At 61.5% G+C, this 11830-nt stretch carries 17 protein-coding genes; 6 read left to right on the top strand and 11 right to left on the bottom strand.

Annotated features, from left to right (window positions below; translation table 11 throughout):
- Window positions 1–9: 9 nt before the first annotated feature.
- Complete coding sequence (locus DIC75_RS06270; protein ID WP_284738441.1) at window positions 10–705, top strand: TIGR04282 family arsenosugar biosynthesis glycosyltransferase; 696 nt, start codon at window positions 10–12, stop codon at window positions 703–705.
- Between the two features lie 18 nt (window positions 706–723).
- On the opposite strand, the gene DIC75_RS06275 is transcribed toward DIC75_RS06270, so the two are convergent.
- From DIC75_RS06275 to DIC75_RS06315, 9 genes are all read right to left on the bottom strand, one after another.
- Window positions 724–1167 (bottom strand): hypothetical protein, encoded by a 444-nt coding sequence (locus tag DIC75_RS06275; protein WP_250987177.1) that lies wholly within the window; start codon window positions 1165–1167, stop codon window positions 724–726.
- Between the two features lie 239 nt (window positions 1168–1406).
- The gene (gene albA, locus DIC75_RS06280; protein WP_250987178.1) at window positions 1407–1682 is read right to left on the bottom strand and encodes a DNA-binding protein Alba; all 276 of its coding nucleotides are present in this window, start codon (window positions 1680–1682) and stop codon (window positions 1407–1409) included.
- Between the two features lie 13 nt (window positions 1683–1695).
- Entirely contained in the window at window positions 1696–2712 is a 1017-nt protein-coding gene (gene asd / locus DIC75_RS06285; RefSeq protein ID WP_250987179.1) for an aspartate-semialdehyde dehydrogenase, read from the bottom strand.
- Window positions 2713–2759: 47 nt separating this feature from the next.
- Entirely contained in the window at window positions 2760–2933 is a 174-nt protein-coding gene (locus DIC75_RS06290) for a 4Fe-4S binding protein (protein WP_250987180.1), read from the bottom strand.
- An 80-nt stretch (window positions 2934–3013) separates the two neighbouring features.
- On the bottom strand, window positions 3014–3772 hold the full coding sequence (dapB, locus tag DIC75_RS06295) for a 4-hydroxy-tetrahydrodipicolinate reductase (RefSeq protein WP_250987181.1): 759 nt from the start codon (window positions 3770–3772) through the stop codon (window positions 3014–3016).
- The gene (gene dapA / locus DIC75_RS06300; protein WP_250987182.1) at window positions 3765–4640 is read right to left on the bottom strand and encodes a 4-hydroxy-tetrahydrodipicolinate synthase; all 876 of its coding nucleotides are present in this window, start codon (window positions 4638–4640) and stop codon (window positions 3765–3767) included. The genes dapB and dapA overlap by 8 nt, the downstream gene beginning before the upstream one ends.
- A 10-nt stretch (window positions 4641–4650) precedes the next feature.
- Window positions 4651–4839: a 30S ribosomal protein S17e gene (locus tag DIC75_RS06305; RefSeq protein ID WP_250987183.1), complete on the bottom strand. Its 189-nt coding sequence runs from the start codon at window positions 4837–4839 to the stop codon at window positions 4651–4653.
- Between the two features lie 12 nt (window positions 4840–4851).
- Window positions 4852–5403: a thiamine-phosphate synthase family protein gene (locus tag DIC75_RS06310; RefSeq protein WP_250987184.1), complete on the bottom strand. Its 552-nt coding sequence runs from the start codon at window positions 5401–5403 to the stop codon at window positions 4852–4854.
- A gap of 38 nt (window positions 5404–5441) precedes the next feature.
- Window positions 5442–5990, bottom strand: a complete 549-nt coding sequence (locus tag DIC75_RS06315; protein WP_250987185.1) for an HD domain-containing protein — start codon at window positions 5988–5990, stop codon at window positions 5442–5444.
- An 89-nt stretch (window positions 5991–6079) separates the two neighbouring features.
- Between DIC75_RS06315 and DIC75_RS06320 the strand changes: the two genes are divergently transcribed.
- Window positions 6080–6262, top strand: a complete 183-nt coding sequence (locus DIC75_RS06320; protein WP_250987186.1) for a hypothetical protein — start codon at window positions 6080–6082, stop codon at window positions 6260–6262.
- Here the strand turns inward: DIC75_RS06320 and priL are convergent.
- On the bottom strand, window positions 6259–7263 hold the full coding sequence (priL, locus tag DIC75_RS06325; protein ID WP_250987187.1) for a DNA primase regulatory subunit PriL: 1005 nt from the start codon (window positions 7261–7263) through the stop codon (window positions 6259–6261). The genes DIC75_RS06320 and priL overlap by 4 nt on opposite strands.
- Window positions 7263–8006: a DNA polymerase sliding clamp gene (locus DIC75_RS06330; RefSeq protein ID WP_250987188.1), complete on the bottom strand. Its 744-nt coding sequence runs from the start codon at window positions 8004–8006 to the stop codon at window positions 7263–7265. Before DIC75_RS06330 ends, priL begins: the two co-directional genes overlap by 1 nt.
- Window positions 8007–8254: 248 nt before the next feature.
- Between DIC75_RS06330 and DIC75_RS06335 the strand changes: the two genes are divergently transcribed.
- The 4 genes from DIC75_RS06335 (at window position 8255) to DIC75_RS06350 (ending at window position 11828) form a co-directional block, all read left to right on the top strand.
- On the top strand, window positions 8255–8866 hold the full coding sequence (locus DIC75_RS06335; protein ID WP_250987189.1) for an RlmE family RNA methyltransferase: 612 nt from the start codon (window positions 8255–8257) through the stop codon (window positions 8864–8866).
- Entirely contained in the window at window positions 8844–9722 is an 879-nt protein-coding gene (gene moaA, locus DIC75_RS06340) for a GTP 3',8-cyclase MoaA (RefSeq protein WP_250987190.1), read from the top strand. The genes DIC75_RS06335 and moaA overlap by 23 nt, the downstream gene beginning before the upstream one ends.
- A gap of 418 nt (window positions 9723–10140) precedes the next feature.
- Entirely contained in the window at window positions 10141–10650 is a 510-nt protein-coding gene (locus DIC75_RS06345; protein WP_250987191.1) for a hypothetical protein, read from the top strand.
- Between the two features lie 11 nt (window positions 10651–10661).
- The gene (locus DIC75_RS06350; protein WP_250987192.1) at window positions 10662–11828 is read left to right on the top strand and encodes a M20 family metallopeptidase; all 1167 of its coding nucleotides are present in this window, start codon (window positions 10662–10664) and stop codon (window positions 11826–11828) included.
- Window positions 11829–11830: the final 2 nt, after the last annotated feature.

Consider the following 11830-nt stretch of genomic DNA (forward strand, 5'->3'; position numbering starts at 1 on the left):
GCTGCCGTTATGGCCCGGATGCCGGTTCCCGGGCAGGTGAAGACGCGGCTCGTCCCGCCGCTCACGCCTCTTGCGGCGGCACGGCTGTACACCGGGTTTCTGCGGGACACGGTCGACCGGCTCGCCCGCATCAACGGCATCCGTCCGTTCGTGGCCTACACCCCTCCTGCTGCGGACGGCTTTTTTTCCGGGATCGTTCCCCCGGGTTTCTCCACCCTCCCCCAGGCCAGCGGAGACCTGGGCGAACGCCTGGCCGCCGTTTCAGGAGCACTCTTCTCCCGGGGGGCAACGGCGGTCGTGCTCTGCGACAGCGACAGCCCGACCCTTCCCGGCCGGTGTATAAGGGAAGCGTTCCGGAGACTCGATGAGAGCGATCTCGTCATCGGGCCGTGCGACGACGGCGGGTACTACCTGATCGGGATACGGAGATGCACCCCCCGCCTCTTCTCCGATATCCCCTGGAGTTCGCCGTACGTGACACAGCGGACGGTCGAAGCCGCCGAACGCCTGGACCTCTCGGTCTTCCTGCTCGAACCCTGGTACGACGTCGACACGGCGGCCGACCTGGACCGCCTCTGCCGTGAGGTTGCAGGATCACCGGAAGACGATACCTTCGCCCGCCACACCCGCCGTGCCCTGGCGGAGCTCGGGCTGCTGACGCAGGCACGAGCTGGCGGCAACGCTCCTCAGGACACCTGCAGGTAGCGGCGAACTATCCGGCCGTTATGCAAAATAGCCGAGTCCGTCAGGGAATTCACTGACATTCTCGTAATGTTTGACGTCCTGCGGGCTGATGACGGTGAGCGAGGGCACGACCACGCCGAACCTGTGCGCGGGGAACCAGTACGAGCCCTGCCCGTAATCGTCCGATGCGTTGTTCACGTGCACCTCGATGCGATCGAGGTCGAGGTGCTGAACGCTGGTGTCGTTGAAGTTCAGGATATCGAGTGCCTTCTGTTTCAGGTCGGATTTCCCCAGGAGGAGAACGAGAAATCCAATGCCGTCGTCTATCGTATAGTTCATGGTGACGACGGCATCGGATTTCTCCAGCCGGACGGTGACGTCTTTGACCGTGATGTAACCGTACCGCTCCTCACCCGCCGCCAGTGCGGGAAGAACGAGAGCAGATACCAGCATCAGCACCAGGCCGACCGTCACCCACTTCATTATAGAGTGTTTATAGTGTGCATCATAAAGCCTTTATGGTCGATCGGCGGGTAGAACGACTGTACAGCGGACTATCGGCCGGATGCTCCCGTAAGACCCGGTTTTTCGATGTTCCGGCGATCTGCAATGCAACCTGCATGAGCACCGGTACAACGAAGGCTCCCCGAACAGGACGGTTGCGTCATGCTCCCCGCCCGCTGCGCTCCTCAGCGGAATGTCAAAAAAAGTGCTTCGGGATCTCACTTCGCATGAGTAAGGACGATCTCGATGCTTGACACGTTGGTCTTCCCCGTATCCGTGTCGATCATCTCGGTCGACGTGAAGATCTCTTTCTTGTTCACGTTCGCCAGGAACCGGTTGAGCGCGATCTCCGCCGTATCGACTGCACGCGAAATGGCCTTCCCCCGGGCTTTAATCGCAACTTCCTCTGCTCCGTTGTTGAACTGGGTGACCACCGCGAGTACGTAATTCATGACCGGTTTGTTTCCGACGAATACTGTGTTGTCCTTTATCATTAGCCCACCTCGTCTAAAGGTACTTCCTCGAGTATATCAGTTCTGCGTTGAGGACGGATGCGCCTGCAGCCCCACGGATGGTGTTGTGGCCGAGCGCAACGAACCGTAATCCTTCCCGGATTCTCCCGACGGAGACCGTCATACCCCGCCCCCGGTTACGGTCGAGCCGTGGCTGCGGACGGTCGGACTGCTCGAGGAGCTCAACTGCCTTTGCCGGCTGTAAAGGTAGATTGCTGAAGGGGGACTTAAATGTTGCGTAAGCTTTTTTCACTTCGGCAACCGATTCTTTCACGTCGATCCAGACCGCAATGGTGTGTCCGTCGATGACGGGGACCCTGTTGCAGCTTGCGCTCACGCTGAACGGGGCCGGGATCACCTCGGAGCCGTTGAACGTCCCCATGATCTTCAACGTCTCGGTCTCGATCTTCTCCTCCTCAGAGCCGATGTAAGGGATGACGTTGTCATAGATGTCCATGGCGGAGACGCCGGCAAATCCGCCTCCCGAGATTGCCTGCATGGTCGCCGCACGCACGTCGTGGAACTCGAACGACCGCAGGGGTGCAAGGGCCAGCGTAAGGACGATCGTCGAGCAGTTCGGGTTGGTCACGATGAACCCCCCGCTTCCGCGGTCCCGCTGGACGTCGATCAGGCCCAGGTGATCCGGATTGACCTCCGGGATCACCAGCGGGACGTCGGGGTCCATGCGGTGCGACCGGGCGTTGCTGCAGACGGCGATGCCCGCACCGGCGATCTCCGTCTCAAGGGACGTCGCCACTTCGGCGGGCAGCGCCGAGAAGACGAGGTCGCAGTCCTTCAGGCTCTCGACGGTTGTGGGAGTGACGACGATATCGCTGACGTTGTCCGGGTACGGCGCATCAAGACGCCAGTTGACCACCTTACCATACGGTTTTCCTGCACTCCGTTCTGAAGCGGTGAGTGTCTGGAGATTAAACCAGGGATGATCCGCTAATAGCTGAACGAAGCGCTGTCCCACCGCTCCTGTGGCACCAAGCACTCCTACATTTATCATAGACAAAAATATCTGTAGTGTAGGTGGTATTAAAAGAGTATGTTTCTTTATTCCATCGATATTGCCTCGGACGGGCACTCGTCGACGCAGGTCTCGCAATCAACGCAGAGATCGACGTCGACTTTTGCTTTGCCGTCTTCCATGCTGATGGCTGAAGCCGGGCAGACATCCACGCAGGTCTCACAGGCGGTACACTTCTCAATATCAACAACTGCTGGCACTTTTGTTCCTCCGAACGTACATAGTTTATGAGTGTATCAAAATTAAATTTCGCTTCCTCCGGATGGATCGGAAGCGTCTTTCATAGCCCGAGGACTTCCTGCATGGTATAGATGCGCGGTTCCCTGCCGGAGACCCACCGTGCGGCCCGGACGGCGCCCTGCGCGAAGACCGCCCGGTCGTAGGCGCGGTGGGAGATCTCGATGCACTCGAAGTTCCCCGCGAAGAGGACGGAGTGATCGCCGACGATATCGCCGCCGCGGATGGCGTGAACGCCTATCTCGCCTTTCCGTTCCGTCTCACCGACGCGGCCGTAAACCTTCTCGCGGCCCCCGAGTTCCTGGTCGAGGATCTCGAGGATGGTCTTTGCCGTGCCGCTCGGGGCGTCCTTCTTGTAGCGGTGGTGGGCTTCCGTGACCTCGATATCGTAGTCGCCGAGCTCGCGGGCCGCTTCCCGCACGAGTTTCCAGAAGATGTTGACACCGACCGAGAAGTTGCTCGATATCACCGCGGGGACATGCCCCTCGACGGCGCCCCGGATCGTTTCCCTCTGCTCGGGGGAGAACCCGGTCGTCCCGACGACGAGCGCCACGTTGTTTCTGGCTGCCGCCCTGATGTTCTCGACCGCGGCGGCTGCAACGGTGAAGTCGATCAGGACGTCGGGCTTCTTTTCTTTCAGGAACGCATCGATCCTCGCCGCAGGGACGACCTCGGTCCCGAAGAGCGTTCCCTCCCGCACGTCGACGCCCCCGACCAGTTCCAGATCGGGAGCCTCGTCGACGATCCGGCCGATCATGGTGCCCATACGCCCCAGGGCCCCGGATACGACTACCTTAACCATGGTTCACCAGCACCTTCCTCAGCTGTTCCGTCTTCGCTTCGTCCAGTTCGTCGAGCGGCAGCCGGACCGGTCCCGCGGCCATCCCGATGAGCCCCACCGCCTTCTTCACGGGGATGGGGTTCGTGTCGATAAACATCGCCCGCATGAGCGGAGCAAGCTCGAAGTGCAGGTCCCGTGCGCGGGCAAGGTCGCCGGCACGGAAGGCTTCGTACATCCGCACCATCCGGCCGGGATCGACGTTTGCCGCCACCGATATCACGCCCGCGCCTCCCAGGGCGAGGACGGGAAGGGTCATCGCATCGTCCCCGGAGAGCACGACGAAGTCCTCGTCCCGCGTCCCCTCGATGATACGGGAGATCTGGGTGATGTCACCGCTTGCCTCCTTGACGGCGACGATGTTCGGGTGCCGGGCCAGTTCGATCACCAGGTCGGGCTGGAGGTTCTGCCCCGTCCGGCCGGGGACGTTGTAGAGGACGATCGGGAGATCGAGATCGGCAAGCTTCGTGAAATGCTTGACGAGCCCGGAGCGGTTCGGCTTGTTGTAGTACGGGCTGATGATAAGCGCCCCGTCCGCACCCGCATCCTGTGCCGACCGGGTCAGGCGAACAGCCTCTTCGGTGTTGTTCGATCCCGTCCCTGCGAGCACCGGCACCCGCCCGTTGACGACCTCGACGGTCCTGCCGATCACCTGATCGTGCTCCTCGAACGTGAGTGTCGCGGACTCACCGGTCGACCCGCAGGGCACGATACCGTGGATCCCGCGTTGGAGCAGTGATTCTATGTTGGACCGTAATCCTTCAATATCGAGACTCGCCCCGGAGTCCCGGTGAAAAGGGGTAATGATTGCCGGAAGGATTCCCTCAAACATATAGTGAGGTTTACCGCTTCCTTGTATTTATCTTTCTTGAGATGTACCCGGCAACCCTGTTCCGGACACCCTTACTGTCGATCACGGCAACTTCGCTGACGGCATGCTTGTTTTCATCAAAGTCTCCGCTGAATCTGTCGCGATGCTTGACGAGGAGTTCTTCGCCGAGGTTCTTGATATATGATGGCTTTATTCCCATGTGGACCTTCCCTTACAATTGTGCATACGTAATGCGATTCGACAGTTTAAGAATATTTTGTGCGACCATGACCGGATCCTCCGCGAGAACCCGGATCATCGGCTCTTTCCCCACGGCCCCCCGGTCGTAGATGATGTCGGGCACGCCCTCCCTGCAGCAGGAGGCGACGCCCCAGTCCATCGTCTGCACCCCCGGCGGTTCTCTTGCCCGGTCGAACGAGCAGACCTCGAAGAGGAGGTTCTCGAGCTCCGGAAGGATCGCTTCCGAAAAGCGGATGTTCGCCGCGCTCCGGATCTGCGGGTCGAAGTGCATGGCGGTGAGGACGATCCGGGCTACGTGGTCGCTTGCCCCAAATGCGATCTCCCCGACGGGGTGGACCTTCTTGCCGAGCCCGACGATCCGGCCGAGGACTCCCGCAACGTCGTCCCTGCTTCGCGCGTCGGGCAGGGCGTAGACGACGTTCATCCCGACCTCCGGGATGAGCCTCTCGTCCATCCGCTCGACGAGCAGCGTTACGGCCTCTTCCAGGCGGCCGATCACCTTCCCGCGGTCTTCCGATGTCATGTTGTATCCCTCGCCCCGGGTGCCATATATGTGTTTGCTCAGGCAAGGCCAATATCGCCGCGGACTTCCGTGAGTCCCTCGATCGCGAGACGGTAGAACGTCTCGAGATCCATGAGGGGCTCGATCATCCGGATCCTCTCGCGTTCGCAGCCGGCGGCAAACGACTTTTCCTTGAACTTCTTCTTCACCGTCCGCGGCGTGACCTCGCCGATCGCCCCGCCCTTCACCAGGGCGCAGGCGATGATCAGGCCTGATACGCTGTCTGCCGCCTGGAGCGCAACCTCGACCGGGCGCTCGTAGCCGGACGTGAGCAGGTGGTTGTGGCGCCTGACGATATCCGCAATCTCCTCTGAGACACCGTTCTCGATGAGGATCCGGCAGCCCTCGACGCCGTGCCGCTCCATATCCCCTCCGACGAGGTCGTAGTCGATGTCGTGCAGAAGGCCGATGACCTCCCACGTTCCTGCATCCTCGTCGAGGTGTTCCGCGACCTTCTTCATGATGGCCGCCGTGGCGTGGCTGTGTATGATATGGGACGGCGACGTCACGTAGCGCCGGAGCAGGGCCAGTGCCTCGTCTCTCTCCATGCGGGAGGGGTTGTCAACCGCCCCTGATAAGCATGTGGGTCTCCCGCTCTATGGATAGAGATATACCTGCACCTATCCCACTTCTGTACATGAATCTACGGGTTCTTGAGGTGCTGGTCGCATTCGGGTGCCTTGCACTGTTTGTCATGCTGCTGGTGATGCTGCCCGGTCTGATGGCGGGGATGGAGGGGGTTGCATACGTCGTCGCGCTGGTCGCCTTTATCGCCGCGCTCAGTATCGCAGGCTACATGATCGATAAAAAGGTCGCTTAACCCCGCTTTTTCTTTATGTTTTTCCTGAGCCGGTAGTAACTCAGGGGATGGTTGACCCGTTCGCAGTCCTTATCCCGGTTGGCACAGAGCCCGAAGGTGCGCATGGTGGCGCACGACGGCGGGGTATACTCGGTGCCGCCCCGGCCGGAGATGTGCTCCACCTGGTACATCGTCATGTCCGGGTCGAAGTCGGGAGCCCGGGCGAATACGTCCGCTATCTGCGCGATGTTCATCCCGATGGTATGGAGGAAGGACGTGATGGCGAACCGGCCCATATGCGTCAGGTTCGTTCCCGCGGTGATCGCCTGGATGAGCGCGCTGATGCAGGGCGGAAACGCCTCCTCCCTGACCTCGCCGAACTGCTCGAGAACCTGCTGCTGCTGCAGCGCCGAGATCTCTTTTGTAACGGGTTCGAAGCGTTCGCAGATCCCGGTCGGAATCCGGAGCGGGAGTTGATCGACGAGGATGACCCGGATCCGCTCCCGGATGAGTTCGTCGATCTCGCCCGGCCCAAGGTTCACGCCTCCCTGCCGGACGTCCCTGTTGACGAGCCGCCAGCGTTTATCGCGCAGGTGGGGCACCAGCTCCACGTAATCGGTGACCGGCAGGGTCGCGGTCCCGGTGCTGATCCCGATGCTCCAGGCAACGAACCGGCGGATCTCCGGGTCTTCGGTCGCAAGGAAGAACGATGCGCGTTCCGCTTCGTAGCGCGCAAGGCGGTCGATGAGCGATCGGTCGTTGATGCAGGAGACCAGCATCCGGGCAAGCGCATAGCTCGCGATCTCAAACTCGGGTTTGAGGTTCTGCGTAGTCTCTTCCCCAAACTCCTTCTTGAACGTCAGCGCAGCGATGACCCGCTCCTTTGCCCGCTCGAGCGCCGCGGCGCCCGGGCTGCTTGCGAGAAAATCTTCGAGCGACTCAACGTGCCGGCGGGCCAGCTGCTGCGATTCTTTCAAAAAGGGGTATTTGATGAGTTCTTTGCGGTCGAGTACAATATCCATCAATCGGCCTCGATCCGAGGGGCAAGGAGGTACTCCACGCGGCCTTTGCCGCCCGCAATGTCAAAGGCAAACCGTACCGGGTGATCGATGCCGAGGTAGACCTCCACCTCATTCGCGCGTGCCATGACCCGGCCCATGTCCTTCAAGTAATCGATCGAGAAGAGGGAGCGGGCCCGCACCGGGTTCAGGGCGACGAGTTCGTCTTCGCCGAGCGCGAGTTTAATGTGGTCGGTGTCTCCCTCCGCCTCCATGTAGAAGGTCATGGTATCGGGGTCGATCCCGAGCGCGATCTTATCAGAGATGACGGCAGCCGCTTTGATGGCATTGTTCAGCGCGTCGCCCGAGATGACCGCTTTGCCGGGGAGTTCGATCCCCGGGGGGTTCGGATCTTTCCGGATGGTGTTGACGTCAAGGAGCGTGATCGAGTAGCGGTACCCGCCGAAACTCAGTTCTAGTTTCCGTTCTTCGTCGAGCAGGCTCAAGGTCAGCGCGTCGCCTTTCCCCATCATCCCGATGATGTTCTTCATCTTTGCGATATCCAGGCCCAGTTCTCCGGTCGTCGCCGAGAAAGAGGTGAACGCCGTGCTCTGGAGTTCCAGGGAGACCATGGCTACGTTTGCGGTGTCGACGGAACGTGTCCGGATCTGGTCCTCGGCCGTGTGTAGGCGGCATTCCGTCACCAGTGCGGCGATCGCGTCGATGGATTCCCGAAATATATCTGCATCAATCGTTGCCTTTAACATTGTGACCCCTTTATTAAACTCTCGTTGAAAGTATATAATCACCTTTTTCATTATAGTGCTTTACGATCAAAACCGGCAGAAGGCCCGTGACGCTGGGTCGGGGGAGCGGTCGCGGCAGACGTGATCGCCCGCAACCCGGAACCGTATCATTCATGGTTAACCGCATCAAACACTATACATAATCTCCTTGATCGTGCCGGCGGTGCAGATAGCCGTCTGTCGGCCTTCAAGTGGAGGGTAATCTCGCGATGGGTTCTCAATGGACAAAAGACAGCGTCTACAGAAAGGCGATGAAGGCGGGATACCGGGCACGGGCCGCCTATAAACTGCTGGATATCCAGCAGAGGAACGAGATCATCAGGCCGAGCGACAACGTCGTCGACCTCGGGGCTGCGCCGGGGAGCTGGCTGCAGGTGCTCCGCGACCTGACCGGAGGGAAGGTCATCGGCGTGGATCTCAACCCGATTGCGCCGATGGAGGGCGTCACCACCATCGTCGGGGATTTCACCGATCCCCTCGTCCAGGAGCGCATCCGCGAGGAGGCAGGCGGGATCGTCAACGTCGTGGTCTCCGATGCCTCGCCGAAACTCTCCGGCCAGAAGAGTTACGACCAGGCTCGTGCGATCGGTCTCGGCGAGGACGCCCTGGCGTTTGCCTGCACGATCTTGAAGCCCGGCGGCAACATGGTGATAAAGTCGTTCCAGGGCGAGCTCTTCGGGGAGCTGATGGCCGAAGCCAGGAAGCACTTCTATTCCGTCCGGGGGTACAGGACGAAGGCGTCGCGGAGAGGAAGTGCCGAGACCTACATTATAGCAAAGAGTTTCAAGGGAAGATGCGATGGTGCTGAAGGACCCCTATAACCGGACCGTGACCAATCTCCGGATCAGCCTGACCTCCCGGTGCAACCTGCGGTGCATCTACTGCCACGCAGAGGGCGAGGTGAGCCCGAAGGAGCAGATGAGTGCCGAGGATATCGCCGAACTGATGCGGGTGGGCGTGCAGTTCGGCGTTAAAAGCATCAAGTTCACCGGCGGAGAGCCCCTGCTCCGCCGTGACCTCGTCGATATCGTCCGCTCGGTGCCGCCGGGCGTCGAGTCCTCCCTGACGACGAACGGGACGCTGCTTGCGGCAAAGGCTGCGGAACTCAAAGAGGCCGGGCTTGCCCGGGTGAACGTCAGCCTCGACACCCTCCGTCCCGAGCGCTATCGCCAGATCACGGGGAAGGACTGCCTCGCGGACGTTCTCGCCGGGATCGACGCGGCGATCGAGGTCGGACTGACCCCGGTCAAACTCAACATGGTGCTCCTCGACGGCATCAACGAGGACGAGCTGGACGACTTCATGGCGTTCGTCAGGAGCAAACAGGACCTCATCCTCCAGGTCATCGAGCTGATGGAGTTCAACGAGTGCAAGTTCCACGGGGACGTGGACAGCGTCGAGCAGGAACTGGACGAGCGGGCGACCCGGGTCGTCACCCGCAGGATGCATCACCGCAAAAAGTACTGCCTCGACGGCGCCGAGGTCGAGGTGGTCCGCCCCCTCCACAACACGGAGTTCTGCGCATTCTGCAACCGCCTGCGCGTGACCTCGGACGGCAAACTCAAGCCCTGCCTCCTTCGGAGCGACAACCTGGTCGATACCGCGGGCAAGCACGGCAAGGAACTCGAGGACGCGTTCCGCGAAGCCGTCAGCAGGCGTGAGCCGTTCTTTGTTTGAAGCGATGTTCAGCCCTTTGGGCTGAACGGAGCTTGAGAAAACGCGAAGCGTTTTCGAGCAGCGACGCGTGCCCTGCCAAGCAGGCGGAGCCCAACCCTCCCTCAGGCCCGGAACACCCAATCCCCTTCCTTACCGTCCTCACCGCCGCCAGCGCCCGCCATTTTGCACCTGGCAGTGCTCTTGCTCCGTTCGCACCTTGGGTGCTCGAGCTCCGGCCATTCGTCCCGTCGCATTCCGTTGGAACGTCCCACCCTTCGGCCCGTCGCAGCTCGCACCTGCGGTGCTCACGCTCTGGACGTCCCGTCCATCGCGACTCGAAAACGCTTCGCGTTTTCTCAAGCTCCGTTCGGCCCGTTGGGCCGAACATCGCTGCATCGAAGGAATATTATTTGAACCACTCTCCCCAATAGGAGAGAGTATGCTGGAAGTGAACGAGTATGCCCGCGTCATGCAGAAACTGTATGGCAAATCGCTGATCCTGGAGAGCCCTACCGAGTTTCATCCGGTGTTGCATTTCTACTTCACCGATGCCCTCGCCCACATCGACTTCACCCTCGGCATCCTGGCCTACAACTACATGTCGCCCCGGAATATCATGAGCATGGAGTATATGCGGTGGCGCCTGGACGAGGAGAAGGTCGGCGACCGGGTACACTTCCCCGGGTTCGTCAACTGGCTCAAGACCGAGCACCCGGAGAAGTTCGAGGAACTCCCGATGCTCTGGTCCGGCGTCTACGACAGCGACGACCCCGCCCAGTACCGGAGTTTCCGCATCGTGCTCAACCCCGACGACAAGAAGGCGATCCCGGCCGAGTACCTCTCGACGTTCATCGACGAGTTCTTTGATGCGAAATTCGTCAAACAACTCTACAATACCTCGGCGCTCGCCCGGCTCTTCGACGAGTTCGTGAGAAGCAGGTCTGCATAAGGAGACCACGTATGGATGTCGCCCGACTCACGTCATCGCTCATCCGGATCAGGAGCGAGAACCCGCCGGGGAGCACGGCCGACCTCGTTGCGTTCATCGGGGAGTTCCTCGACTCGCTCGGGGTGAAGAACCGCATCGTCTCGCACCCCGGGGGGAGGGACAACCTCATCACGACCGAACCCGGCTCCCGGCTCCTCCTCTGCGGCCACGTCGACGTGGTCCCCGCCATCCCCGACGACTGGACGCACGACCCCTGCAGCGGAGAGGTTGCCGACGGCTACGTCTGGGGAAGGGGCGCCACCGATATGAAAGGGGGATGCGCCGCCCTCCTCGCCGCCTACCGCGACGTCATCGAGAGCGGGGTGGAGCCGAAGGCCCAGTTCGCCTTCGTCTGCGACGAGGAGACCGGCGGGGAGCACGGCATCCGGGCGCTGCTTGCGCAGGACTTGTTCGAACCCCGCGACTGCCTGATCGCCGAACCGACGCCGGCGATGAGCCCGGCGGTCGGCCAGAAAGGCCTCTACCGGGTCGACCTCTCCTTCCGCGGCAGGCCGGGCCACAGTTCCCTCTATCCTCTCGTCGGGAAGAGCGCCGTCATGGCGGCGTTCGATCTCATCGACTACCTGCGGGAGGTCCACGCCCGCCCGTTCCCCCCCGGCGAAGACCTGCAGCCGCTCGTCGCCCAGTCGGCCCGCATCTTCCGCGAGATATTCGGGATCGAGGGAGGGGACAGCATCCTCACCCGGGTTATGTTCAACCCCGGGCGTATCGAGGGCGGCGAGAAGGCGAACATCGTGGCAGAGCAGTGCCGGATGGAACTCGACGTCCGGGTGCCGTGGGGGTGCTCCCTCGACGACCTCCGGAGAGGCATCGCCGAACACGCCCCGGATGCCGCGATACGCGAGACGGACGTCGCCGAACCGACCCTGACGCCCCCGGACGCCCGGATCGTCCGGACGGTCTGCACCGAGGTGGCACGGGTCTACGGGACGGCGGTGCCGTTCCTCCAGTGGGCGGCAAGCGACGCGAAGTACCTCCGGGATAAGGGCTTCGACGTCGTGGAGTACGGGCCGGGGGAGATCCCGACGCTGCACGCGGTGGACGAGCGGGTCAGCGTGGAGCAACTCGAGAAGGCGGTGGACGTCTACCGGGGCGTCATCCGGGCGTACTCCAGGTGAGA

Origin of the sequence: Methanoculleus oceani (genome assembly GCF_023702065.1) — an archaeon.
In the GTDB taxonomy this organism is placed as follows: Archaea; Halobacteriota; Methanomicrobia; order Methanomicrobiales; family Methanoculleaceae; genus Methanoculleus; species Methanoculleus oceani.

Coding starts and splice junctions, on each gene's coding strand:
- DIC75_RS06270 (WP_284738441.1), top strand. CDS start 10: ATGGCCCGGATGCCGGTTCCCGGGCAGGTGAAGACGCGGCTCGTCCCG.
- DIC75_RS06275 (WP_250987177.1), bottom strand. CDS start 1,167: ATGAAGTGGGTGACGGTCGGCCTGGTGCTGATGCTGGTATCTGCTCTC.
- albA (WP_250987178.1), bottom strand. CDS start 1,682: ATGATAAAGGACAACACAGTATTCGTCGGAAACAAACCGGTCATGAAT.
- asd (WP_250987179.1), bottom strand. CDS start 2,712: ATGATAAATGTAGGAGTGCTTGGTGCCACAGGAGCGGTGGGACAGCGC.
- dapB (WP_250987181.1), bottom strand. CDS start 3,772: ATGGTTAAGGTAGTCGTATCCGGGGCCCTGGGGCGTATGGGCACCATG.
- dapA (WP_250987182.1), bottom strand. CDS start 4,640: ATGTTTGAGGGAATCCTTCCGGCAATCATTACCCCTTTTCACCGGGAC.
- DIC75_RS06305 (WP_250987183.1), bottom strand. CDS start 4,839: ATGGGAATAAAGCCATCATATATCAAGAACCTCGGCGAAGAACTCCTC.
- DIC75_RS06310 (WP_250987184.1), bottom strand. CDS start 5,403: ATGACATCGGAAGACCGCGGGAAGGTGATCGGCCGCCTGGAAGAGGCC.
- DIC75_RS06315 (WP_250987185.1), bottom strand. CDS start 5,990: ATGGAGAGAGACGAGGCACTGGCCCTGCTCCGGCGCTACGTGACGTCG.
- DIC75_RS06320 (WP_250987186.1), top strand. CDS start 6,080: ATGAATCTACGGGTTCTTGAGGTGCTGGTCGCATTCGGGTGCCTTGCA.
- priL (WP_250987187.1), bottom strand. CDS start 7,263: ATGGATATTGTACTCGACCGCAAAGAACTCATCAAATACCCCTTTTTG.
- DIC75_RS06330 (WP_250987188.1), bottom strand. CDS start 8,006: ATGTTAAAGGCAACGATTGATGCAGATATATTTCGGGAATCCATCGAC.
- DIC75_RS06335 (WP_250987189.1), top strand. CDS start 8,255: ATGGGTTCTCAATGGACAAAAGACAGCGTCTACAGAAAGGCGATGAAG.
- moaA (WP_250987190.1), top strand. CDS start 8,844: ATGGTGCTGAAGGACCCCTATAACCGGACCGTGACCAATCTCCGGATC.
- DIC75_RS06345 (WP_250987191.1), top strand. CDS start 10,141: ATGCTGGAAGTGAACGAGTATGCCCGCGTCATGCAGAAACTGTATGGC.
- DIC75_RS06350 (WP_250987192.1), top strand. CDS start 10,662: ATGGATGTCGCCCGACTCACGTCATCGCTCATCCGGATCAGGAGCGAG.